The sequence below is a fragment of the Kribbella sp. NBC_00662 genome, assembly GCF_041430295.1.
Lineage (GTDB): Bacteria > Actinomycetota > Actinomycetes > Propionibacteriales > Kribbellaceae > Kribbella.
In genome coordinates this window covers 5,966,276-5,987,280 of record NZ_CP109029.1, presented here as the reverse complement: position 1 = coordinate 5,987,280, position 21,005 = coordinate 5,966,276, and the positions used below count along the sequence as shown (strand labels likewise).

The following is a 21,005-nucleotide window of genomic DNA, read 5'->3' as shown; positions in this document are numbered from 1 at the left end:
TGAGATGACGGACCGCTACCAGACCTTCACCCGCACACCGCTCGGCCAGACCCTGGTGAAAAACCTGGGCCTGCCGGACCCGACGCCGTTGCAGCGCTGGGTCGAGGGATCGCCGGTGATCGACGGGCCGGTCGTCTTCGGCGCGATCGGGGAGACCGACGCCGGCAAGGCGATCCAGGCGCTGCTGCGTGACATCGGCGCCTCGTTCAGTACGGCGACCGAAGGCGTCGCGTCGATCGGCATCCGCCCGAAGGCACTCGTCTTCGACGCGACCGGCGCCGCCACGACCGCGGAGCTGACCAGCCTGCAGCGCTTCTTCTCCCCCGTCATCCGCCAGCTCGCCGCCGCCGGCCGCGTCATCGTCGTCGGCCGTACGCCGGAGCTCGCGACCTCCACCGAGCAGCACGTCGCCCAGCGCGCGCTCGAGGGCTTCACCCGCTCACTCGGCAAGGAGGTGAAGCGAGGCGCCACCGTCAACCTCGTGTACGTCGCCCCGGACGCCCACGAGCAGCTCGACTCGACGCTCCGCTTCTTCCTCTCCCCCAAGTCCGCGTACGTCGACGGCCAGGTCGCCCGGATCGGCACCGGCCCGCTCGTCAGCAACGACCCGACCCGACCCCTGAGCGGGCGGATCGCCCTGGTGACCGGCGCCGCTCGCGGCATCGGCGAAGCGATCGCGAACACCCTCGCCCGCGACGGCGCGACGATCATCGGCGTCGACGTACCGCAGAACGCGGACCCGCTGCGCAAGGTGATGACCAGGCTCGGCGGCTCCGAGCTGCTGCTCGACGTCACCGCTGTCGACGCGCCCCAACGGATCGCGGCCCACGCCCAGGAGCAGTACGGCGGGCTCGACATCGTCGTCCACAACGCCGGCATCACCCGCGACAGGCGGCTGGCGAACATGCGGACCGACGCCTGGGACGCCGTCCTCGACGTGAACCTCCGCGCCCCGGAGCGCATCACCGAGCACCTGATCGAGTCCGGCGCACTGAACGACGGCGGCTCGATCATCGGCGTCTCGTCGATGGCCGGGATCGCGGGCAACAACGGCCAGACGAACTACGCGACCTCGAAGGCCGGCGTGATCGGTCTGGTCCAGGCCCTGGCGCCGAAGCTGGCCGACCGGAACATCCGGATCAACGCGGTCGCACCCGGATTCATCGAGACCGAGATGACCGCGAAGGTCCCGTTCACGATCCGCGAGGTCGGCCGCCGGATCAACTCGCTGCAGCAGGGCGGCCTGCCGATCGACGTGGCCGAGACGATCGCGTGGTTCGCGGATCCGGCCTCGGCCGGCGTGACCGGCAACGTCGTCCGGGTCTGCGGCCAGAGCATGCTGGGCGCCTGACATGCCGACCCGTCGGTACGACGACTCGCCGAAGTTCGGCCAGCTCTACGCCCGGACGGTCCGCGCGACCCTCCGGAGGGCCGACTACGAGCCGGACGAGGACGGCCTGACGCTCGAGCTGCCCCGGTCGGCGATCGACCAGGACCACCTCACGGCGTACCGCGACGTCACCGGGTTCCAGGCCGGGCCCGCACTGCCGGCGACGTACCCGCATGTGCTGGCGTTCCCGCTGCACCTGGACCTGATGTCCGACCCCTCGTTCCCGTACAAACCGATGGGGATCGTGCATCTGTCCAACACGATCACGCAGAAGCAGCCGATCCCGATCCACGCCGAGCCGGCCATCCGCGTGCACAGTACGCCGGAACGCCCGCACCCGAAGGGCACCGTCTTCGACATCATCAGCGAGGTCTTCGTCGACCACGAACTGGTGTGGAGCGACCTCACCACGCTGCTCAGCCGGACGGCCGGGACGCCGAGCGCGCACGCGGACCTGCTGACCGACCCGGTTCTCCCGGCCGACGCGTGGTGGGACCTGCGCGGCAACCTCGGCCGCCGGTACGCCGCAGCGTCCGGCGACCGGAACCCGATCCACCTCTTCAAACTGACCGCCCAGGCGTTCGGGTTCCCGCGCCAGATCGCGCACGGCATGTGGGCCAAGGCCGCCGCGCTCGCGTCCATCCAGCGCGCCGGCCACCTGCCGGACGCCTTCACGGTCCGCGTCGACTTCCGTAAGCCATTGCTACTGCCCTCCCGGGTCCAGTTCGGCTTCCAGCAGACCGGCAAGACGCTCGACTTCGCGCTGTACGACGAATCGCACGACGTCACTCACCTGGTCGGACAGCTGCAGGAGAACTGAGCTCCGCGATCCGGTCGAGCACCTCCCCGATCGGAGCCGGCTCCCAACGACCGCCGTCGCGTTCGCGGACCGCGAGCAGACCGGCCTCGTCCTCGCGCGCCCCGATGACAGCCTGGTACGGCGCCAACCGGTTCTCCCGGATCCGTGCGCCGAGGCTGCCCTCGTCCGCGTGCGCGATCTCGACCCGAAGGCCGCGATCGACCGCACGCCGGGCCACCTCGACGGCACGCTTCTCCTCGTCGTCCGAGATCGGGAGTACGACGACCTGCACCGGCGCCAGCCACGCCGGGAACGCCCCGCCGTGGACCTCGATCAGCTGCGCCATCGCCCGCTCGATGCTGCCGACGATCGCCCGGTGCACCATCACCGGCCGATGCTTGTTGCCATCGGCACCGATGTACTCGAGCCCGAACGCCTCCGGCTGGTGGAAATCGATCTGGACGGTCGACAGACTGAACTCCCGGCCGGCCGAGTCCTCCAGCTGGATGTCGATCTTCGGCCCGTAGAAGGCCGCGTCGCCAGGCGCCTCCTCGTAGTCGATGCCGGCCGCCTTCAGGACGTCCCGGAGCAACGACGCGGCCTGGGCCCAGCTGGCGGCGTCGCCGACGTACTTGCTGGACGGGTCGCCGAACTTTGCGTCCTCCGCGGGCAGCGCAAGCACATAGCGCGACGCGCTGATACCCATATCGGCGTACGCCTGGTTGATCAGGGAGAACGCGGATGCAGCCTCGGACTCCACCTGGTCAAGGCGGCAGAAGATGTGCGCGTCGTTGAGTTGCATGGCGCGGACGCGGCTGAGGCCGCCGATCGCGCCGGAGAGTTCGGCACGGTACTGGCCGCCGAGTTCGGAGTACCGGAGCGGGAGTTCGCGGTAGCTGTGCGAGCGGGACCGATACATCAGCGCGTGGTGCGGGCAGATGCTCGGGCGGAGGATCAGTTGCTCACCGCCGATATCCATCGGCGGATACATGTCGTCGTGGTACTTCGCCCAGTGGCCCGAGATCTCGTACAGCTCGCGCTTGCCGAGCACGGGCGAATAGACCTGCTGGTAGCCGGCTCTTCGTTCGACCTCGGAGATGTAGCTCTCCAATGAACGGCGTACCGCGGCACCCGCAGGCAACCAGTAGGGCAGACCGGCACCGATCAACGGGTCCGAGTCGAACAGGCCGAGCTCGCGGCCGATCTTGCGGTGGTCGTACATGATTCCTCCAAGAGAGTTGGAGCGAGCGACCACCGAGCACGACAAAGCCCCGGGGCACTCGCCCCGGGGCTTCGGTAGACAGTCAGATGTCAGCGCGCCGGGACGAACCTCGGCGTCGTCGTCACTACTGCGCGCTTGATCACGTTTCTACGTTAGCAGATCGGAATCCAGACCGACGGGCCTGATCAGACCTTCTTGTGCGACCGACGCGATCAAGGCGCCGGTCTCGGCGTACAGGCGGCCGGTCGCGAAGCCTCGGGCACCGGAGGCCGAAGGCGAGGACTGGTCGTAGAGCAACCACTCGTCGGCGCGGAACGGGCGGTGGAACCAGAGCGCGTGGTCGAGCGACGCGGGCTGGATCCGGCGGTCGCCGATGACGATGCCGTGCGGGAGCAGGCTGGCGCCCAGCAACGTCAGGTCGCTGGCGTACGCGAGCACACACGCGTGCAGCGCCGGATCGTCGGGAAGCTTGCCTGCGGCACGGATCCAGAACTGCCGGCCGGTCACCCCGGCGAGTCGTACGTCGAGCGCCGCCCACTCGCGATCCCAGTCCGCGGCGGGCCGACCCGACCGCGCTTCGAGGACCGTCGCCAGACGCGGCGCCTCCTCCGGCGGTACGACGTCGTCCGGCATCGGGTCCTGGTGATCGAGACCGGGCTCCGGGCGCTGGAACGACGCCGACATGTAGAAGATCGGCTTGCCGTTCTGCGACGCCACCACCCGTCGACTGCTGAACGAGCCACCGTCGCGCGTCGGCTCCGGCCGGTAGACGATCGGTACGGACGTGTCGCCCGCCCGCAGGAAGTACCCGTGGAGCGAGTGCACGAGGCGCTCCGGGTCGACCGTGCGGCTCGCGGCGGCCAGCGCCTGTCCCAGCACCTGACCGCCGAACACCCGCTGCATCGAGGTCTGCGGCTGACGACCCCGGAACAGGTCGACGTCGATCATCTCCAGGTCGAGCAGCTCGACCAGATCCTCCAGCGACTCAGGCATGCCTCATCCTGACAGGCCGGTACGCCGAACCCGTAGCGGGCTCCTACTCGTTGTCCTCGCGGTTGAGCTCGGCCAGGAACTGCTCGACCTCGGCGCCGAGCTCGTCCGCGGACGGAGTCGAGTCGGCGAGCAGGCTCTTGCGGGACAGCGAACCCTCGGCCGCGTCGTACTGCGTCTCGAGCGCCTTGACGACCGCGCTTGCGTCCTCGGAAGCTTCGACCTGCTCGTCGACCAGCCGGCCGGTGACGGCGGCCTCGTCGAGCAGGGCCTTGCTAGGGAGGAGCAGGCCCGTCGCGGCAGAGATCGCGTGCACCAGGGCCAGCGCTGCGCCCGGGAAGCGGTTCTCAGCCAGGTAGTGCGGGACGTGGACGGCGAAGCCCATTGCGTCCTTGCCGGCCTCGCCCAGGCGGACCTGGAGCATCGTGCCGGCGCTCGCGGGCAGCACCATCTCGCCGTCCCAGATGTTCGAGCGGGTGACCAGCTCGGGCCGGGTCGCGTGCGCGGTCAGGCCGAGCGGACGGGTGTGCGGGACGCCCATGGGGATGCCGTGGACGCCAACCGTGAGCGTCACGTTGTAGCGCTCGATCAGCTGGCGCACTGCTCCGGCGAACCGGTCCCAGTGGTTGTCCGGCTCCGCGCCCTCGAGCAGCAGGAACTCGACCCCGGCATCGTCGGTCAGCAGATGCAGCGAAAGGTGCGGCGGGGTGTAGTCGGTGAACCGGTCCTCGGCGAACGTCACCTCAGGCCGCCGGGCCCGGTAGTCGTGCAGCAGGTCGATGTCGAACCGCGCGAGGAGTCGATGGTCGAGCACCTCGAGCAGGTGGTCGGCGGTCACCCGGCCGGCCTGGCCGGCGTCCATGAACCCGTCCAGGGAGTGCACCATGACCTTCGGCGTCGCCGCCGGGCCGGTCGCCACCGACTCGTCGACGATCTCGTAGAGGTCGTCCGGTCGCAGCATCGTCGTTCTCCTTCACGGTTGCCAACAGGGCGGGTGGGCCGCTCTATCCTGCCCTCTCAGACTCACAACGCCCAATGCGGCCGGACACATTCCGGCCTGGGCAAACTTTCAGGATGTTCCAAGACTCGGCGGTCGGCGAGACAGCCCGGGAAAGCGCTTGCTAGATTGCTCGTCGTGAGCAGCGAACCAGATTCCGCCCTGACCGTCATGCTGGCGATGCACGACGACGCCAGGTCCCGCGTTCTCGTGCCGCGGGTCCGGGAGCGGCTCGAGGCGATTGCCACCGTGCTCCCGGTCGGCCCCGGGACCAGCTTCCTCGCCGACCCCGCCGTCCGGGCGGCGCTGCCCGAGGTCGACGTACTGCTCACCGGCTGGGGCTGTCCGCGGATCGGTCCGGAGGTGCTCGACGCCGCACCGAAGCTGCAGGCGATCCTGCACGCGGCGGGCTCGGTCAAGGCGATCGTCGACCCGGTCGCGTTCGATCGCGGCATCCAGGTCTCGTCGGCGGCCACGGCGAACGCACAGCCGGTCGCCGAGTTCACGGTCGCCGCGATCGTGCTCGCCGGCAAGCGGGCGTTCCGGCTCGCGGCGCAGTACCGGATCGAACGGCGGAAGGCCGACCCGCACGCGATGCCGGGCAGTTACGGTACGACGGTCGGCCTGCTCGGAGCGTCACGGATCGGGAAGATGGTCGCCGAGCGGCTGCGCGGGTTCGATCTGGAGGTGCTGATCAGCGACCCGTACCTGACCGCTGACGAGGCGGCGGCGCTCGGTGCGGAACTGGTCGGCAACGACGCGCTGTTCGAGCGCAGCGACATCCTCAGCGTGCACGCGCCGCTGATCCCCGAGACGGTCGGCCTGGTCGACGGACGGCTGCTCGGTCTGCTCAAGGACGGCGCGGTGCTGATCAACACGGCCCGGGGCAAGATCATCGACGCCGAGGCGCTGCTGCGGGAGTGCGTGTCCGGCCGGATCGACGCCGTACTTGACGTCACCGATCCCGAGCCGCTGCCACCGGACTCACCGCTGCTCGACCTGCCGAACGTGTTCGTCACGCCGCACGTCGCCGGTGCCGTCGGCAACGAGATCGCCCGACTCGGCGAGATGGCCGTGAGCGAACTCGAACGCCTCGCGACCGGACGGCCCCTCGAACACGCCATCACCCCCGACGAACTCGGAAGGCTCGCATGACCCGCCTCGTCCTGCCAGACACCGACCGCGTCCTCTCGCGGCAGACCGGTTGGAGCCGCAAGCATTGGGAGGTGCTGGCGGATCACCTCCTCGACTCGCTGGTGCCGTACTTCTCCCCCGGCGCCTCCCTGGTCGAACTGCCCGGGCGGCCGAGCCGATCGGGTACAGCGTCCGACGCACTGGAGGGCTTCGCCCGCTCGTTCATGCTCGCGGCCTTCCGGATCGCCGGCGTGCAGGGCAAGGGCTGCGAGGACCTGATCGAGCGGTACGCGCGCGGCGTCGCCAACGGCGCGAACCCGGACCACCCCGAGGCTTGGCTGCGGCTCACCCCGCGCTCGCAGCAGATGGTCGAGGCCGCGGCGATTGCGGTGTCGTTGCACGAGACCCGGGAGTGGATCTGGGACCGGCTCGACCCGCGGGCGCAGGAGCACGTCGCGGAATGGCTCGGCGGCTTCAACGGGTCCACGACGCACGACAACAACTGGCGGCTGTTCCAGGTCGTCAGCGAGCAGTTCCTCGCCTCGGTCGGAGCGCCGTACTCGCAGGACGACATCGACGGCGGCCTCGACCGGATCGAGGACTGGTATGTCGGCAACGGCTGGTACTCCGACGGCGACGGGCAGAACTTCGACAACTACATCGGCTGGGCTATGCACCTCTACCCGGGACTGTGGGCGCGGATGGCCGCGGCGACCCCGGGCGCGCAGTACGAGGACCGGCTGAAGCTGTACCGCGAGCGGATCAGGTTGTTCCTCGAGGACGCGGTGTACTTCGTCGGCAACGACGGCGCGCCGCTCTACCAGGGCCGGTCGCTCACCTACCGGATGGCCGCGGCAGCGCCGTACTGGATGGGCGCTCTGCTCGACTCCACTCCTCTGACGCCGGGGCAGACGCGGCGGCTGTGCTCGGGCATCGCCCGGCACTTCGTGCAGCACGGCGTGCCGGACGAGCGTGGGGTGCTGACGCTCGGGTGGTACGACACCTTCCTGCCCACGACACAGCAGTACTCCGGACCTGGCTCGCCGTACTGGGCCTCGAAGGGATTCGTCGGGCTGATCCTGCCGCCGGAGCACCCGGTGTGGGCGGACCCGGAGGACTCGATCCCGCTCGACGACGCGGATCAGCAGAAGGCGATGCCGGAGCCGGGATGGATCGTGCACGCGAGCCGGCACGACCAGGTCGTGCAGTTGGTGAACCACGGCGCCGACCACGCGCCGGTCGCGGAGCCGGAGGGCGTGGAGCCTGCGGGCGATCCGCACTACAACCGGCTGGCGTACGCGAACCACGCCGGGCCGGACCTGTCCGACCACGAGCCCGGGATCGACAACCTGATCTCCTTGGTGTCGCCCGACGGCGTCGCCAGTGGGCGGGGGCGGATCCGGCGGCTGGGAGTCGAGGGGCGTACGGCGTCGTCGTGGCACAAGGCGTGGCTCGGGGACGACGGGCCGTGGGCGATCGAGGTCACCTCGGTCGTGTGGAACGGCTGGGAGATCCGCTGCGCCCTGGTCGAAGGGCCTGAGGGCGCGCAGGTCCGCAGCGCGGGCTTCGCCGTCGCCGGTGATTCCTTGCCCGAGGCAACCAGCAGCACCGGGGCGGAGGTCGAGGACCCGGCTGCATCGGCGCGGAACGCGGACGGTCTGGTGTCGGCGGTTGTCGGGTTGCACGGGTACGAGGCCGCGGCAGTGCACCGGGCGGTGGGGGCGAATCCGTTCGGTGCGCACTCGGCGACGCCGTACCTGACTGCCCCGCACCATGGTCGGCCGCTCGTGCTGGTGAATGCCGTCGTGCTCACCCGCGACGCGGTGCGGCCGCAGGCGCTTGCTGAGGGCATCGATGTGGTGGTGACGGACACCACGGTCCGGATCGGGCTGCCCGGCGGTCACACCCCGGTGATCGAGTTGGGGCAGAGTAGATTGACGGGATGAGCACGTACGAAAAGCTTCTGCAGGAGCAGATCCGTAACGAATTCACGGCGTCGCAGCAGTATGTGGCGGTGGCTGTCTGGTACGACGACCAGGATCTGCCGCGGCTCGCCGCGCACTTCTACAAGCAGTCACTGGAAGAGCGCAATCATGCGATGATGATGGTCCAGTACCTGCTGGACAAGGACATCCGGCCGCAGATCCCGTCGGTGGGCGAGGTCGAGTCCGAGTTCAAGACCGCGCTCGAGCCGCTCGAGCTCGCGCTGGCGCAGGAGATCACCGTCACCAAGCAGATCGAGACGCTGGCCCGCACCGCGCGGGACGAGAGCGACTACATCGGCGAGCAATTCATGCAGTGGTTCCTCAAGGAGCAGGTCGAGGAGGTCGCCGCGATGAAGACACTGGTGAACGTGGCCAAGCGCGCCGGCGACAACCTGTTCCACCTCGAGGACTTCCTCGCCCGCGAGGTCGTCGGTGACGCCGCCGCCGACCCGACGGCTCCCCCGGCCGCCGGCGGAACGGTCTGACCCGCAGCCGGCAGCCCCAGCCAGCAGCCCCGCCCAGCTGCTTTACCAGCTGCCGCCGCCTCCACCGCCGCCACCGCCGCCGGAGGACCCGCCGCTGAAGCCGGACGAGCTCCCGCCCCCACCGCCCGAGCTGGACGGTGTGGGCGGCGGATCGAAGGTGCTCGCAAGGGTCGCGCCGACGGCGCCCGCGGTCCAGCCGGACGTGTAGTAGGACGGCCCGTAGTACCAGACCGGATCCGGCGTCAGACGGCCCGCGGCGACCAACTGTTCGCACACCTTCTGCCAGCGGTCCGCGATCCCGAAGGCGATGGCCCAGGGCAGGTACTTCGAGAAGATGTCCTCGCCCTCCTCGAACCGCAACTGGTCCGCCTCGGCCGTGGCCAGATACTTCTCGAAGCCCACCAGCTGGTCGGTCACCGCCCGGCCGGCCGGGTTCCGTTGCCCGCGGCCACGGATCCCGATCCAGATGCCGATGGCAACGATCACCGCGATCACCGGGACCGCGATCACCACCGCCCGGCCCGCACCGCCGGTTGCGGCCGCGGTGATCGTCCCGGCGAAGCCCGCGCCGACCACCCAGATCGCGATCATCGCCATACACGCACAACCGAAGCCGCTCTTGAACGGCGACCCGCCACCGGCCCGCGGCATCCGCAGGTACCACCCGCGCTGCTTCACCTGCTCCCGCAGCGCGCTGATCATCCCGTTGTGCGCGTTCCGCATCGTGTTGTCCCCGACCGCACCGCGCTGGAGCAACACTTCGGACCCCGGCTGCAGCGTCGGGAACAGCCCCGACATCAGCGCCTGCTCGTGCGGGGCGGTTGCGACCGCTGGGTTCAGCAGCACTGCCTTCTGCGACTCACCGGTGTTGTCGATCCGTACACCGCCGCGCACCGCCATGTCGATCAGCGTCGCGGCCGTCTCCACCGTGGTGGCCTTCGCGTCGATCAGCAGCCCACCCTCTGCCACCGGGATGCGAGGCGGCGAGAACGCGACCGGGAGCTGGTCCTTGCTCAGGTCGTCCTTCACCGGCTCGGCCGCGACCCCGTCCGGCGGGAACGTGCCCGGCGGCATCCCGGCGTACCGCTGGTCCTTGTTGCCGAACCTGGCGTACACGGCGGCGAGGACGATCGAGGCCGCAGTGACCAGTCCGGCGCCGATCAGCGAGAGCCAGGACAGGCCGTTGCGCTCCAGCCAGTTCGGCGGATCCACGAGGATCGGGGTGTCGTTCTGTACGGCGCCTGCCGTGATGCCGGCGACGATCGTCAACTGCTGCCCGCGCTCGAGCTGGGACGCGCCGAACATGCCCCGCTGGCCGACAACCGACTTCTGCGGGCAGGTCTGCGTCGACCCAGCCTCGCCGGAGAAGCAGTCGACCCGGGTGACACCCTGCGGGACCGTGACGTTGACGGTCACCTGGTTGATCACCGCAGACCAGGCGCTACCGGTCGCGTCCCAGTAGAGCTCGCTGTGGTCGGCGAAGTGCCGCAGCGCGCCGCGGACGTCGTAAGAGATCACGTACGTCGCCTCGGTGCCGGGGACCGTGCTGTTCGCCGAGCCGATCTTGATCTGGGTGTTCTCGTTGCGGTCGTTGTTCTCCTTGAACGTGTCGGTGGTGAACTCCGCCGAGACGTTCGGGGTAGGTGAGGAGACCTTGATGTTCGAGACCTGGTACTCCTGGTCCTTCGAATCGTCGTCCTTGTACGGCTCGCGGGTGACCAGGTCCCGGTAGATGCCGTGCCGGCCGGTGCTCCCGAAGACGTAGTCGATCGTCTCCTTGACCTGCAGCACGCCGTTCGGCGAAACGGTGTAGTCGATCGTGAAGTTCCTGATCTCGTCGCCCGCGTCCGCCGACGCCGGGACGGCGAAACCGGCCAGCGCCAGAACGGCGAACAGCATGCTGACGACGACCCCGAGTGCCCTACGCATGACCTGGACACTACAGAGCGCGAGGGTCCGGGCGTGGGACCCCTGGGACGAATCCGCTACCGGAAGACTCTTGTGCGAAGTGTCCGTTAGGGGAATCGTGGGTGGACCAGGAGGAACGTCATGGCAGACAAGACGAATGCTTCCCAAGGCACCGGAGCCGCGCCCGCTGTGGACAGCCCGGATGCCATCCGCAACGTGGTCCTGGTCGGCCCGTCGGGCTCCGGCAAGACCACCCTCGTCGAGGCCCTGCTGGTGGCCTCCGGAGTCCTGAACAGACCCGGCACCGTCCTGGACGGAACCACCGTGTGCGACTTCGACGACGCCGAGCTCCGGCAGCAGCGCTCGGTGGGTCTGTCGCTCGCCTCGCTGCCGCACGACGGCGTGAAGGTGAACCTGATCGACACTCCGGGGTACGCCGATTTCGTCGGCGAACTGCGCGCCGGCCTCCGCGCCGCGGACTGCGCGCTGTTCGTCATCTCGGCCAGTGAGGGCGTCGACGAGCCGACCAAGGCGGTCTGGCAGGAGTGCGCCCAGGTCGGGATGCCGCGAGCCGTCGTGATCACCAAGCTGGACCACGCCCGGGCCAATTACCAGAACGCGCTTGCCACCGCGCAGGACGCGTTCGGTGACAAGGTCCTCCCGCTCTATCTGCCCGCTGGTGACGGGCTGATCGGGCTGCTCTCCCAGTCGTACTTCGAGTATTCCGGGGGCAAGCGTTCGACCTCGGCGCCGGACCCGGCGTACGCGGACGAGATCGAGGAACTGCGCGGCACCCTGATCGAGGGGATCATCGAGGAGTCCGAGGACGAGTCGCTGATGAACCGGTACCTCGAAGGCGAGGAGATCGACCAGAAGGTGCTGATCGAGGACCTCGAGCGCGCGGTCGCCCGCGGCTCGTTCTTCCCGGTCGTCCCGGTCTGCAGCGCCTCCGGGATCGGCACGTTCGAGCTGCTCGAGGTGATCACCAGCGGATTCCCGTCGCCGCCCGAGCACACCATTCCGGACGTGTTCACCCCGCACGGCGTCGCCCGCAAGGGACTGACCTGCGACGCCGACGGCCCACTGCTGGCAGAGGTGGTGAAGACGACCTCGGACCCGTACGTCGGCAGGGTCAGCCTGGTGCGGGTGTTCTCCGGCACCATCAGGCCCGACACGACGGTTCACGTGTCGGGCCATTTCACGTCGTTCTTCGGTGAGCACAACGGTGCGTCCCATGGGCACGAGGACCACGACGAGGACGAGCGGATCGGGTCGCTGTCGTTCCCGCTCGGCAAGACCCAGCGGCCGGCGGGTCAGGTGGTCGCCGGCGACATGTGCGCGATCGGCCGGCTGACCCGGGCGGAGACCGGCGACACGCTGTCCGACAAGGCGGATCCGCTGCTGCTGAGGCCGTGGAACATGCCCGAGCCGTTGCTGCCGATCGCGGTCGAGGCGCATGCGAAGACCGACGAGGACAAGCTCGGCGTCGGGTTGCAGCGGCTGGCGGCCGAGGATCCGACGCTGCGGATCGAGCAGAACCCGGAGACCCACCAGATCGTGCTGTGGTGCATGGGCGAGGCGCACTCGGACGTCGTGCTGGACGCGTTGTCCAGCCGGTACGGCGTCACCGTCGACACCGTCGAGCTACGCGTGCCGCTGCGGGAGACGTTCCTCGGGCCGGCCAAGGGGCACGGGCGGCATGTGAAACAGTCCGGTGGCCACGGTCAATACGCCGTCTGCGACATCGAGGTCGCGCCGCTGCCTCAGGGCGGCGGGTTCGAGTTCGTCGACAAGGTGGTCGGCGGGGCGGTGCCGCGGCAGTTCATCCCGAGTGTCGAGAAGGGCGTCCGGGCGCAGATGGAGAAGGGCGTCGCGGCCGGGTACCCGATGGTCGACATCCGGGTCACGTTGCTGGACGGGAAGTCGCACAGTGTCGACTCGTCCGACATGGCGTTCCAGATGGCCGGCGGGCTCGCGTTGCGCGAGGCCGCGGCGGCATCTCGGGTGGCGATGCTCGAGCCTGTCGACCTGGTGTCGGTCCTGGTGCCCGACGACCTGGTCGGCGCGGTGATGAGCGACCTGTCCGGACGGCGCGGGCGGCTGCTCGGCACGGACAAGGTCGGCGACGACAAGACGCTGGTGAAGGCCGAAGTACCGCAGGTGGAGATCACTCGCTACACGATCGATCTGCGGTCCTTGTCGCACGGAGCGGCGACCTTCAGCCGGGAGTTCTCCAGGTACGAGGCGATGCCGGATTCGGTGGCGTCCAAACTCAAATGAGTCAGGGCTTCAGGCGGCGGCGTACGTCACGGGATTTGAGGTACGCCGCCACATCGTCGTACCGCTCGCTCTGGTTGGCGAACTCGATGTACGAGCGGACGCGGTGCAGCCAGTCGAGCGTCGACGGCTTCACCGTGGCCAGCGCCTCGGTGAGATGGCGCATGTCCAGCGGCGGCTCGCCACCGGTGGAGAGGGCCTCGTCGATCACCTTGTCCACGCCGCGCTCGATCAGCGCCCGCAGGTCCGCGCCGCTGAACATCGGCGTCTGAGCGGCGAGTCCCTTCAGGTCGAGCCCGTCGGCCGGGACGTCCTTCGTCAGCACGGTCAGGATGTCCGCGCGGGCCGGCTCGTCCGGCGGCGGTACGAAGATCACCCGGTCGAAGCGTCCCGGCCGCAGCATCGCCTCGTCCACGTCCCAGGGCGCGTTGGTCGCGGCGAGCACCAGCAGGCCGTCGTTCTCGGAGCCGATCGCGTCCAGCTCCTGCAGCAGTACGTCGACCAGCCGCCGCGCCTCGGATCCACCGTGCTTGTGCCGTGCGAACGCCAGCGCGTCCAGCTCGTCGAGGAACAGCACGCACGGACCGTTCGCGCGGGCACGCTCGAACGCCGTGTGCAGATTGCGCTCGGACACCCCGAGGTACGGGTCCATCACGTCTTCGATCCGGACGTTGATGAACGGCAGACCGCACTCCCCCGCGGTTGCCCGCGCCAGCAGCGTCTTGCCGCATCCGGGCGGCCCGTACAGCATCACGCCGCCGCCGGACTTGCGCCCGTACTTCTCGTACAGCTCCGGCCGGCTCAGCGGGAGGATCACCATCCGGTGGATCACCCGCTTGATCTCTTCCATCCCGCCGACCTGGTCGAAGGTCGTCGTCTCCTTCGTCGTCTCGGTGCTCAGCGGATCCGGCTCCGCCTCGGGACCGACCTTGATCCGTACGCCGCTGCGCTCGGCGATCATCCCGTCGACGAGCTGCTGCAGCCGGCCGGTCCCCTCGACGACCCCTTGCTGACGGGCCGCCTCGAGCAGGTTCCGCAGGAGGGCGAGCCGCCCGTTCGCAGCCGCCAGCTCACCCACCGCGACGAACTGGTCGTCCGGGAGCCCGTGCTGATCGAGCAGTACGACGTACTGGTCGAGCGCCTCCTCGTTCTCGCCCGCCGCGACCAGCGACTCGGCGAGCAACAGCCGAAGCATGACGTCCTCCGGGCTCGCCTCGACAGCCTTCCGCAGCGCGTCGATCCGGTCGCCGGTCATGGGGCCTCCCGGTCTGGACTGAGGAGCGGCGGGAGCGAAGCGACCAGAGCGACGAGGGAAGGCCGGGAGCAACAGCCCCATGACCCCCGCGACGGAGTCGCGGCATTCAACACAGTCATGAACCCCACTTTCTGTTGATCCAGCGGCGGACCAGCGGTGGGACCACCCAGGAGTACACGCAGAACGCCAGCCAGATGATGGCGAACGCGAAGGAGACCGGCGCGAGACCGACGGCACGCAGACCGTAGATGACCGCGACGACACAGATCCAGACGACCAGCGGATTCACCCGCGAGAACGGACGCAGCGGAAGCATCAGCGGATGGTTGATCAGCTTCGCCTGGCGGGCGGCCGCACGCAGGTCCGCGTCACCCGGCTGGGACGCGGCCGCGGAGGCGAGGGACGCGTAGCCGGACCGCGCGTCGCCGGTGAGCATGGACGCCGTACCGTGCAGGGCTCGCGCGTTCGGGTCCTCGGGGTCGTGTGCCAGTGCCTCCGTGCTGTGGCGGTGCATGTCGCGGTCCTTGCCGAGCGCGAACGCCACCTGCGCACGAGCCGCCGAGACGGCCGCGCTCTCCGGAGCATGCGACGCGGCGCGCTCGACCAGTGCGCCGGCCTTGTCGGCCTGGCCGGCGGTCAGGCAGACGCGCGCGTAGCCGAGCAGGAGATCGGGGTCGTTCGGGTCGAGGCTCAAGCCTTGGAGGAACGCGGCCTCGGCCTCGGGCAGGCGGCCCTCCGAGCGCAGGGCCGAGCCGAGCACGTGCAGCAACGCCGGGAACGGGCCGTGCAGCGCCAGGCCGTCACGCAGTACGTCGACAGCCTCGGCGTTCCGGTCGAGAGCGTGCAGGGCGGCGCCGCGGAACAGGTACGCGCGGTAGTCGAGGGCGGTCTCGCCGCTCAGCCCCTGCAGCTCGTCCAGCGTCCGCTGGGGATGGCCGATCCGCAGCCAATGCGCGGCCATCTGCAGACGCGCCTCACTCGGGTCGTTCACCGGATCACCGTCACCAGGAGCAGGAGCAGAGCTTCGGCCACGGCCCCGCCGATCGTGAGCCCGATCCCCACGACCCAGAGCGAACCGTAGTCGGTACCGCGCAACTGGAACGCGCGGTCCATCGGGCGCTGGAGCCGGAGCTGGACCAGGAAGCACAGCACGGCCACCACGCGGGAGCTGACCTGCAGGCCGTCCCCGTCGAGCAGGGCGAACAGCGCGACGACCGCGATCAGGCCGACGAGTCCGGTCAGCAGGATGAGCCGGCGCTTGGCCGCGTCGACGCCGAGCCGGCGTGCGTTGAGGAAGGCAACGGCCGTCGAGGCGATCACGCCGCCGAAGAACGCGACGTACGCCTGGGACATCAACCGCCACGGGCGCACGGACATGTCCACACCCGCGTCGATCGTCGGGCGCAGAAGTTCGTCCGGCATCGGGCTCCTCAGGTGGAATCTAGAAGGCTCGCGCAGTGTATAGCCTGTGCGGATGAGCGAGAACTGCATCTTCTGCGGGATCGTGGCCGGAACCATCCCGTCGACGCAGGTGGCGTCCGACGACCGCGCGATCGCGTTCATGGACATCAACCCGGCGACCCGCGGCCACCTGCTGGTGATCCCGCGGACCCACTCCACCGACCTGCGCGAGGCGTCCGCCGAAGACCTCACCGCGGCGACCCTGCTCGCCCAGTCGCTCGTCGGCCGGGTGATCGAGCGCCTCGACGCCGACGGCGCCAACCTGCTCAGCTGCATCGGCGCCGACGCGTGGCAGTCGGTCTTCCACACCCACCTGCACGTCATCCCCCGGTACAAGGACGACCCTCTTCAGCTCCCCTGGCACCCGACCGCCGGAGACCTGGAGGAGATCAACGCCACCGCGGCGAAGCTCACCTAGCCACCAGTTCGTAGACGGACAGGAGCTCCGGGAGCAGGACCGACCAGTCGTACTGCGGTACGGCGACCAGGCCCGCGGAGCGGAGGTGTTCGCGTTCGTGCGGGTCGCGGAGCAGGCGCAGGGCGCGGGAAGCCAGGTCGGAGGAGTTGCCGGGGTCGAAGAGCTCGCCCAGACGCCCGCCGTCCAGGACCTGACGGAACGCCGGCAAGTCGCTCGCCAGCACCGGTGCGCCGGCGGCCATCGCCTCGAGCAGGACGATGCCGAACGACTCGCCGCCGAGGTGCGGCGCGACGTACAGGTCCGAGCCGGCCAGCATGTCGGCCCGGGCCTCGTCGTCGATCGCGCCCAGAAACAAGACGTTCTCCCGGTACCGCGGCGGGAGTGAGCGCCGTGCCTCGTCCGCCTGTCCCGATCCGGCCACGAGCACCTTCAGGTGCGGGCGCTCGGCAAGCAGCAGCGGTACGGCGTCCAGCAGTACGGCGAGGCCCTTGCGCGGCTCGTCCAAGCGCCCCAGGAAGCTGATCGTGCCGTCCGGGCCCATCCACTCCGGGCGCGGGCTGCCCTTGAACCGCGCGGTGTAGAGACCGTTCGGGATCACGACCGCCTCGCCGCCGACGTGCTGGACCATCATCGAGCGCGCGTTCTCGGACACGGCGATCCGGGCGTCGATCTTCTCCAGCGCGGGCCGGAGCAGGCTCGAGGCCACGCTCATCGCCCGGGACCGGACCTGCCAGGTGTGGAACGTCGCGACGAACGGGCCGTCGGCCGACCAGAGCGCGATGATCGACGCACTCGGCGTGGTCGGCTCGTGCACGTGGACCACGTCGAAGTCCCCGTCCGCCAGCCAGCCCTTCACCCGCGCGGCCGTCCGCGGGCCGAAGGTCACCCGCGCCACGGACCCGTTGTACGGCACGCCGACCGCGCGGCCCGACGAGACGACGTACGGCGGGGCCGTGTCGAAGTCGTCGACCGGTGCCAGGACCGAGATCTCGTGGCCGAGCGGGAGCAGCGCCTCGGCGAGATCGCGGACATGGTTCTGCACTCCGCCGGGGGTGCCCAGCGAGTACGGGCACACCACGCCGATCCTCACAGGACGATTCTCACCCCGTTGTTGCTAGTTCAGGAAAATCCGCTGCAGCATGTGCCAGTCCTGGGGGTGCGCCGCGATGCCGATCGCGAAGGCGTCCGCGCAGCGCTGGGTCATCGCGGCCGCGCCGCCGTCGGGCTCGATCGCGTCGTGGAACGTGATGACCAGGTCCGGGCCCTCGTAGTGCAGCGTCGCCGGGATCAGCGGGGCGCCGGTCTTCAGGCTGAGCGCGGCCGGACCGACGGGCATCCGTGACGCGCGGCCGAAGAACGTGACCGGGATGCCGCGGTCGGACAGGTCCCGATCGGCGACCAGGCAGACGAAGCCGCCGGCCCGCAGCCGGTCCGCGAGTACGGCGGTCACGTCGTCGTCACCGCCGGTCAGCGGCAGGACCTCCATCCCCAGCTTCTTGCGGTAGGCGATGAAGCGGTCGAACAACGACTCCGGCTTGAGTCGCTCGGCGACGGTCGACACCGGCATCCCGGTCAGCCCTGCCCAAGCGCCGGCGTGGTCGTAGTTCGCCAGGTGCGGGAGGGCGCAGATGACCCCGCGGCCGGCCGCGTGGGCGTCGCGGAGCAGCTTCTCGTTGACCGTGCGGACGCTGTCGACGATCTCCTCGTCCGACCACTCCGGCAGGCGGAACGTCTCCTGCCAGTAGCGCAGGTACGAACGCATTCCGGCGAGGACGAGCGCGTCGAGCTCGGCCTCGGTCGCCTCCGGGCGTACGACGGCCAGGTTGCCGCGCAGACGCCGTACGCCCCGGCCGTTGCGGCGGACCGTGCGGTCGGCGGCCAGCCGGAACAGCCAGCTGACGGTGCGTTCGGGCAGGCGTCGTACCAGGGTCCAGGCGAGCGCGAACGCCAGATCAACCGCCCGTTGTTGCAGACCGTCCATCGTCAGTCGTTCTTGGGCTCCGCCGGGGGTGGCGGCGGGGTGTCCAGGCCTGCGTTCGCCGGGTCGGCCAGGACCTGCTTACGGACCGAGAGCGAGCGCTGTACGACGGTGATCGTGCTCGCCGCGGCGACGTACCAGATCACGATCTCGAGCAGGATCGGCAGGTTGAACACGTCGGAGAAGAACGCCAGGATCAGCGTGAACACCAGCCGGTCGGCGCGCTCGGCCAGGCCGCCGCTCGCCTTCAGACCGAGGCTCTCCGCCTTGGCCCGCGCGTACGACGTGACCGCGCCCATCACCAGCGCCCACAGCGTCACCGCCGCCATCAGGGTCGAGTTGCCCGCGCGCGAGTTGGCGTAGAACATCACCAGGCCGCCGTAGACCGCGCCGTCGGCGATCCGGTCCAGCGTCGAGTCGAGGAACGAGCCCCACTTCGACGACGTACCCGAGGTCCGGGCCATGTGGCCGTCGATCAGGTCGGAGAACACGAAACAGGTGATCACGACCACGCCCAGCCACAGGTGGCCGCGCGGGAAGAAGATCAGCGCTCCGGCGGACACACCGATGGTGCCCACCAGCGTGACCATGTCGGCGCTCACGCCGAGCTTGAGCAGGAGGGTGGCGATCGGCGTGATCACCTTGGTCCAGAACTGCCGGAATCTGTTAAGCATGGCAGCGCGATCGTAGTCGAGACGGATCACCATCCGGTGACATGCCACCCGATTCCACCTGCAGAAGACCTGGATCCGCGCGATGCTGGAGCCAGGTGAGGAGGTGTGCATGCGTCTGCTCGTGGTCGCGGTCGTGCTGGTGGCGAGCGGCTGCACGGTCGCGCAGCGTGCCAACGACCAGCCACCGACGACGGCGCCTCCGACCGCGGTCGTCCCCACCGTCATCGCTCCCCCACAGCCCGACGGCCTGGACGGTACGGCGGGAGCACCCGGACCACAGGTCTGTACGGCGATCACGCGCACCCTGACCGCCAAGCTCCGGGTCCCGGTCACCGCGAAGCCGAACTCCTGGAACGACGGCGGCCTCCCGGCGATGGATCTGTGCACGCTGATGCTCGAGGACCGGGCCGTCACGATCGGCGTGAGCGCTCTGCCCAGCCAGCCCGACACGCTGAGCCGGCTGATGGACGGCGCGGGCGCCCTCGAAGCGGTCCCTGAGCTCGGCCCGGACGCGTTCATCGCCGAGTCGCGGCTGGTGTTCCATGTGGTTGACCGCGCAGTGCGGGTCACGCCGGCGGGCGGGATCGATCGCAGCAACGCGGACGGCATCGACCGGGCAAAGGCGGTTGCGATCGCGCTGGCCGCGCGGGACGCCGTACCGAAGAATCTGCGTCCGGCTCGGCAGTCGGACGAGACCTGCCAGCTGTCCACTCCGCAGGCGGAGCAGTTCGTCAAGCTGCATGTCCAGCTTCGGCGCGACTATCGGGTGAACGGCGCGCTGACGTGCATCTGGGGAACGTTCGACGCGACCGTGTCGATTGTCGAGGCGTTCGACCAGGCGACGATTCCGGAGTCCCAGCGGGTGCCGCCGCCCCGGTTCGCCCCGCTCGGCCAGCCCGGGTACTACCTTCCCGAGGCGGGCGAGCTCGTGTTCCGGCAGGGCCGGCGCGTGGTTCGCGTGTCGGCGCTGACGAACCCGCCGCGCGAGGTGACGCTCGACGCGCTGACCAACATCGTTGACCCGATGCTTCCGCTGTTCCTGCGCTGAGAAGCAGCTGAGAACTTTCCGGTCCAGTCCGGCGTCCCATCCCCAAGGGGGTGGTAGCAATGCTCACACATCTCAGGTACGGCGGGTTGATGGCCGCCGGCATGCTCACCACAGGACTGCTCACGGCCGGCACGGCGACGGCGGAGCAGAGCAGGATCACGGCGCCGTGCACGATCTCGGTCGGATCCGTCACGGCCGGCGGGGATCACCGGATGCAGACCTTCGCGGCGACCGCGCCGGTCACCAGGACGGCCGACAAGATCGTCGCGAAGAACATCTTCGCCGACGGCCGGACGGCGCTCAGCGCGGCAGTCCGGTACGGACCGGGTGAAGGATCGGAGCTGCACACCGGTCAGTCGGTGGTGGGATCGGTCCTCTACGACTTCTCGTACCGCACGCCGGTCGGCGGCGGGACCGTGTCGCAGAAGGTGCTCACCCGCGTCGGACCGGGCTGGCAGAACTATCGGAGTCTCGACCGGTCGAGCTTCGGCAGCCGGACGACCGAGTGGTCGCTGCGCAACGACGGGACCATGGAACGCCGGACGGTCAAGACCGACGCCAACGGTCACCTGTACCGGCACCACGACGGCTGGCAGTCGAACTTCCGCGGTGTGAAGGGGCTGGCGTTGATCAGCCAGACGGCGACGTACGACACGTTCCTGATGACCCACAGCACCGGGCGGCTCTACACCGCGCGGTTCCCGGTGGCCGGCGGGCACATCATGCAGTCGACGGTGAAGCCGATCCGGATGTCGACGTGGCAGGTCTTCGAGACCCTCGTCGCGGCGCCCTGCGGCCAGGGCACGACCGTCCTCGCGATCGACAAGGACACCGGCGCCGGATACCTGTACTCCGTTGGCCACGCCAACGGACTTTCGACCGTGATCAAGGGACTCGGCAAGGTGCCGGGCAGCTTCACGGACCCGACGTACTTCAGTTGGCACAAGTACACCGACCCGCCCCTGGCGGGCGAATGAACTGGGG

The 21,005-nt window shown here is 69.5% G+C and carries 19 protein-coding genes; 9 read left to right on the top strand and 10 right to left on the bottom strand.

Annotation, left to right across the window (positions count from 1 at the left end; translation table 11 throughout):
- Window positions 1-4 precede the first annotated feature (4 nt).
- Together OHA10_RS29705 and OHA10_RS29700 are read left to right on the top strand one after the other, a co-directional pair.
- On the top strand, window positions 5-1,351 hold the full coding sequence (locus OHA10_RS29705) for a 3-oxoacyl-ACP reductase (protein WP_371402046.1): 1,347 nt from the start codon (window positions 5-7) through the stop codon (window positions 1,349-1,351).
- A gap of 1 nt (window position 1,352) precedes the next feature.
- The gene (locus OHA10_RS29700) at window positions 1,353-2,210 is read left to right on the top strand and encodes a MaoC/PaaZ C-terminal domain-containing protein (protein ID WP_371402045.1); all 858 of its coding nucleotides are present in this window, start codon (window positions 1,353-1,355) and stop codon (window positions 2,208-2,210) included.
- Here the strand turns inward: OHA10_RS29700 and thrS are convergent.
- The 3 genes from thrS to OHA10_RS29685 all read right to left on the bottom strand — a co-directional run bounded on the left by thrS (window position 2,176) and on the right by OHA10_RS29685 (window position 5,362).
- A complete protein-coding gene (thrS, locus tag OHA10_RS29695; RefSeq protein ID WP_371402044.1) occupies window positions 2,176-3,411 on the bottom strand; it encodes a threonine--tRNA ligase in 1,236 nt (411 codons plus the stop codon). The genes OHA10_RS29700 and thrS overlap by 35 nt on opposite strands.
- Before the next feature lie 147 nt (window positions 3,412-3,558).
- The gene (locus OHA10_RS29690; protein WP_371402043.1) at window positions 3,559-4,404 is read right to left on the bottom strand and encodes an acyl-CoA thioesterase; all 846 of its coding nucleotides are present in this window, start codon (window positions 4,402-4,404) and stop codon (window positions 3,559-3,561) included.
- 43 nt (window positions 4,405-4,447) lie between these two features.
- Complete coding sequence (locus OHA10_RS29685) at window positions 4,448-5,362, bottom strand: proteasome assembly chaperone family protein (RefSeq protein ID WP_371402042.1); 915 nt, start codon at window positions 5,360-5,362, stop codon at window positions 4,448-4,450.
- Window positions 5,363-5,536: 174 nt separating this feature from the next.
- On the opposite strand from OHA10_RS29685, the gene OHA10_RS29680 reads away from it, so the two are divergent.
- From OHA10_RS29680 to OHA10_RS29670, 3 genes are read left to right on the top strand one after another with little or no spacing between them, the layout of a single operon-like run.
- Window positions 5,537-6,553, top strand: a complete 1,017-nt coding sequence (locus OHA10_RS29680) for a hydroxyacid dehydrogenase (protein ID WP_371402041.1) — start codon at window positions 5,537-5,539, stop codon at window positions 6,551-6,553.
- The gene (locus OHA10_RS29675) at window positions 6,550-8,478 is read left to right on the top strand and encodes a DUF2264 domain-containing protein (RefSeq protein WP_371402040.1); all 1,929 of its coding nucleotides are present in this window, start codon (window positions 6,550-6,552) and stop codon (window positions 8,476-8,478) included. The genes OHA10_RS29680 and OHA10_RS29675 overlap by 4 nt, the downstream gene beginning before the upstream one ends.
- A complete protein-coding gene (locus OHA10_RS29670) occupies window positions 8,475-9,002 on the top strand; it encodes a ferritin (RefSeq protein WP_371402039.1) in 528 nt (175 codons plus the stop codon). The genes OHA10_RS29675 and OHA10_RS29670 overlap by 4 nt, the downstream gene beginning before the upstream one ends.
- A 42-nt stretch (window positions 9,003-9,044) precedes the next feature.
- On the opposite strand, the gene OHA10_RS29665 is transcribed toward OHA10_RS29670, so the two are convergent.
- The gene (locus OHA10_RS29665) at window positions 9,045-10,931 is read right to left on the bottom strand and encodes a DUF2207 domain-containing protein (protein WP_371402038.1); all 1,887 of its coding nucleotides are present in this window, start codon (window positions 10,929-10,931) and stop codon (window positions 9,045-9,047) included.
- Between the two features lie 120 nt (window positions 10,932-11,051).
- On the opposite strand from OHA10_RS29665, the gene OHA10_RS29660 reads away from it, so the two are divergent.
- Window positions 11,052-13,190: an elongation factor G-like protein EF-G2 gene (locus tag OHA10_RS29660; RefSeq protein WP_371402037.1), complete on the top strand. Its 2,139-nt coding sequence runs from the start codon at window positions 11,052-11,054 to the stop codon at window positions 13,188-13,190.
- A 1-nt stretch (window position 13,191) separates the two neighbouring features.
- Here OHA10_RS29660 and OHA10_RS29655 read toward each other — a convergent pair whose 3' ends face one another.
- The 3 genes from OHA10_RS29655 to OHA10_RS29645 all read right to left on the bottom strand — a co-directional run bounded on the left by OHA10_RS29655 (window position 13,192) and on the right by OHA10_RS29645 (window position 15,864).
- Window positions 13,192-14,442 (bottom strand): tetratricopeptide repeat protein, encoded by a 1,251-nt coding sequence (locus tag OHA10_RS29655; protein WP_371402036.1) that lies wholly within the window; start codon window positions 14,440-14,442, stop codon window positions 13,192-13,194.
- A gap of 115 nt (window positions 14,443-14,557) precedes the next feature.
- The gene (locus tag OHA10_RS29650) at window positions 14,558-15,433 is read right to left on the bottom strand and encodes a tetratricopeptide repeat protein (protein WP_371402035.1); all 876 of its coding nucleotides are present in this window, start codon (window positions 15,431-15,433) and stop codon (window positions 14,558-14,560) included.
- On the bottom strand, window positions 15,430-15,864 hold the full coding sequence (locus OHA10_RS29645; protein ID WP_371402034.1) for a hypothetical protein: 435 nt from the start codon (window positions 15,862-15,864) through the stop codon (window positions 15,430-15,432). Before OHA10_RS29645 ends, OHA10_RS29650 begins: the two co-directional genes overlap by 4 nt.
- A gap of 52 nt (window positions 15,865-15,916) precedes the next feature.
- On the opposite strand from OHA10_RS29645, the gene OHA10_RS29640 reads away from it, so the two are divergent.
- Entirely contained in the window at window positions 15,917-16,321 is a 405-nt protein-coding gene (locus OHA10_RS29640) for an HIT family protein (protein WP_371402033.1), read from the top strand.
- Here the strand turns inward: OHA10_RS29640 and OHA10_RS29635 are convergent.
- Genes OHA10_RS29635 through pgsA form a run of 3 tightly spaced genes read right to left on the bottom strand, consistent with a single transcriptional unit; the run spans window position 16,314 to window position 18,973 of the window.
- Window positions 16,314-17,411 (bottom strand): glycosyltransferase family 4 protein, encoded by a 1,098-nt coding sequence (locus tag OHA10_RS29635; protein WP_371402032.1) that lies wholly within the window; start codon window positions 17,409-17,411, stop codon window positions 16,314-16,316. The two genes, OHA10_RS29640 and OHA10_RS29635, sit on opposite strands and share 8 nt — an antisense overlap.
- Window positions 17,412-17,435: 24 nt before the next feature.
- On the bottom strand, window positions 17,436-18,302 hold the full coding sequence (locus tag OHA10_RS29630) for a phosphatidylinositol mannoside acyltransferase (protein ID WP_371402031.1): 867 nt from the start codon (window positions 18,300-18,302) through the stop codon (window positions 17,436-17,438).
- A gap of 2 nt (window positions 18,303-18,304) precedes the next feature.
- Window positions 18,305-18,973 (bottom strand): phosphatidylinositol phosphate synthase, encoded by a 669-nt coding sequence (gene pgsA, locus OHA10_RS29625; RefSeq protein WP_371402030.1) that lies wholly within the window; start codon window positions 18,971-18,973, stop codon window positions 18,305-18,307.
- A gap of 109 nt (window positions 18,974-19,082) precedes the next feature.
- Between pgsA and OHA10_RS29620 the strand changes: the two genes are divergently transcribed.
- Together OHA10_RS29620 and OHA10_RS29615 are read left to right on the top strand one after the other, a co-directional pair.
- Window positions 19,083-20,021, top strand: a complete 939-nt coding sequence (locus OHA10_RS29620) for a hypothetical protein (RefSeq protein WP_371402029.1) — start codon at window positions 19,083-19,085, stop codon at window positions 20,019-20,021.
- Between the two features lie 59 nt (window positions 20,022-20,080).
- Entirely contained in the window at window positions 20,081-20,998 is a 918-nt protein-coding gene (locus OHA10_RS29615; protein WP_371402028.1) for a hypothetical protein, read from the top strand.
- Window positions 20,999-21,005: the final 7 nt, after the last annotated feature.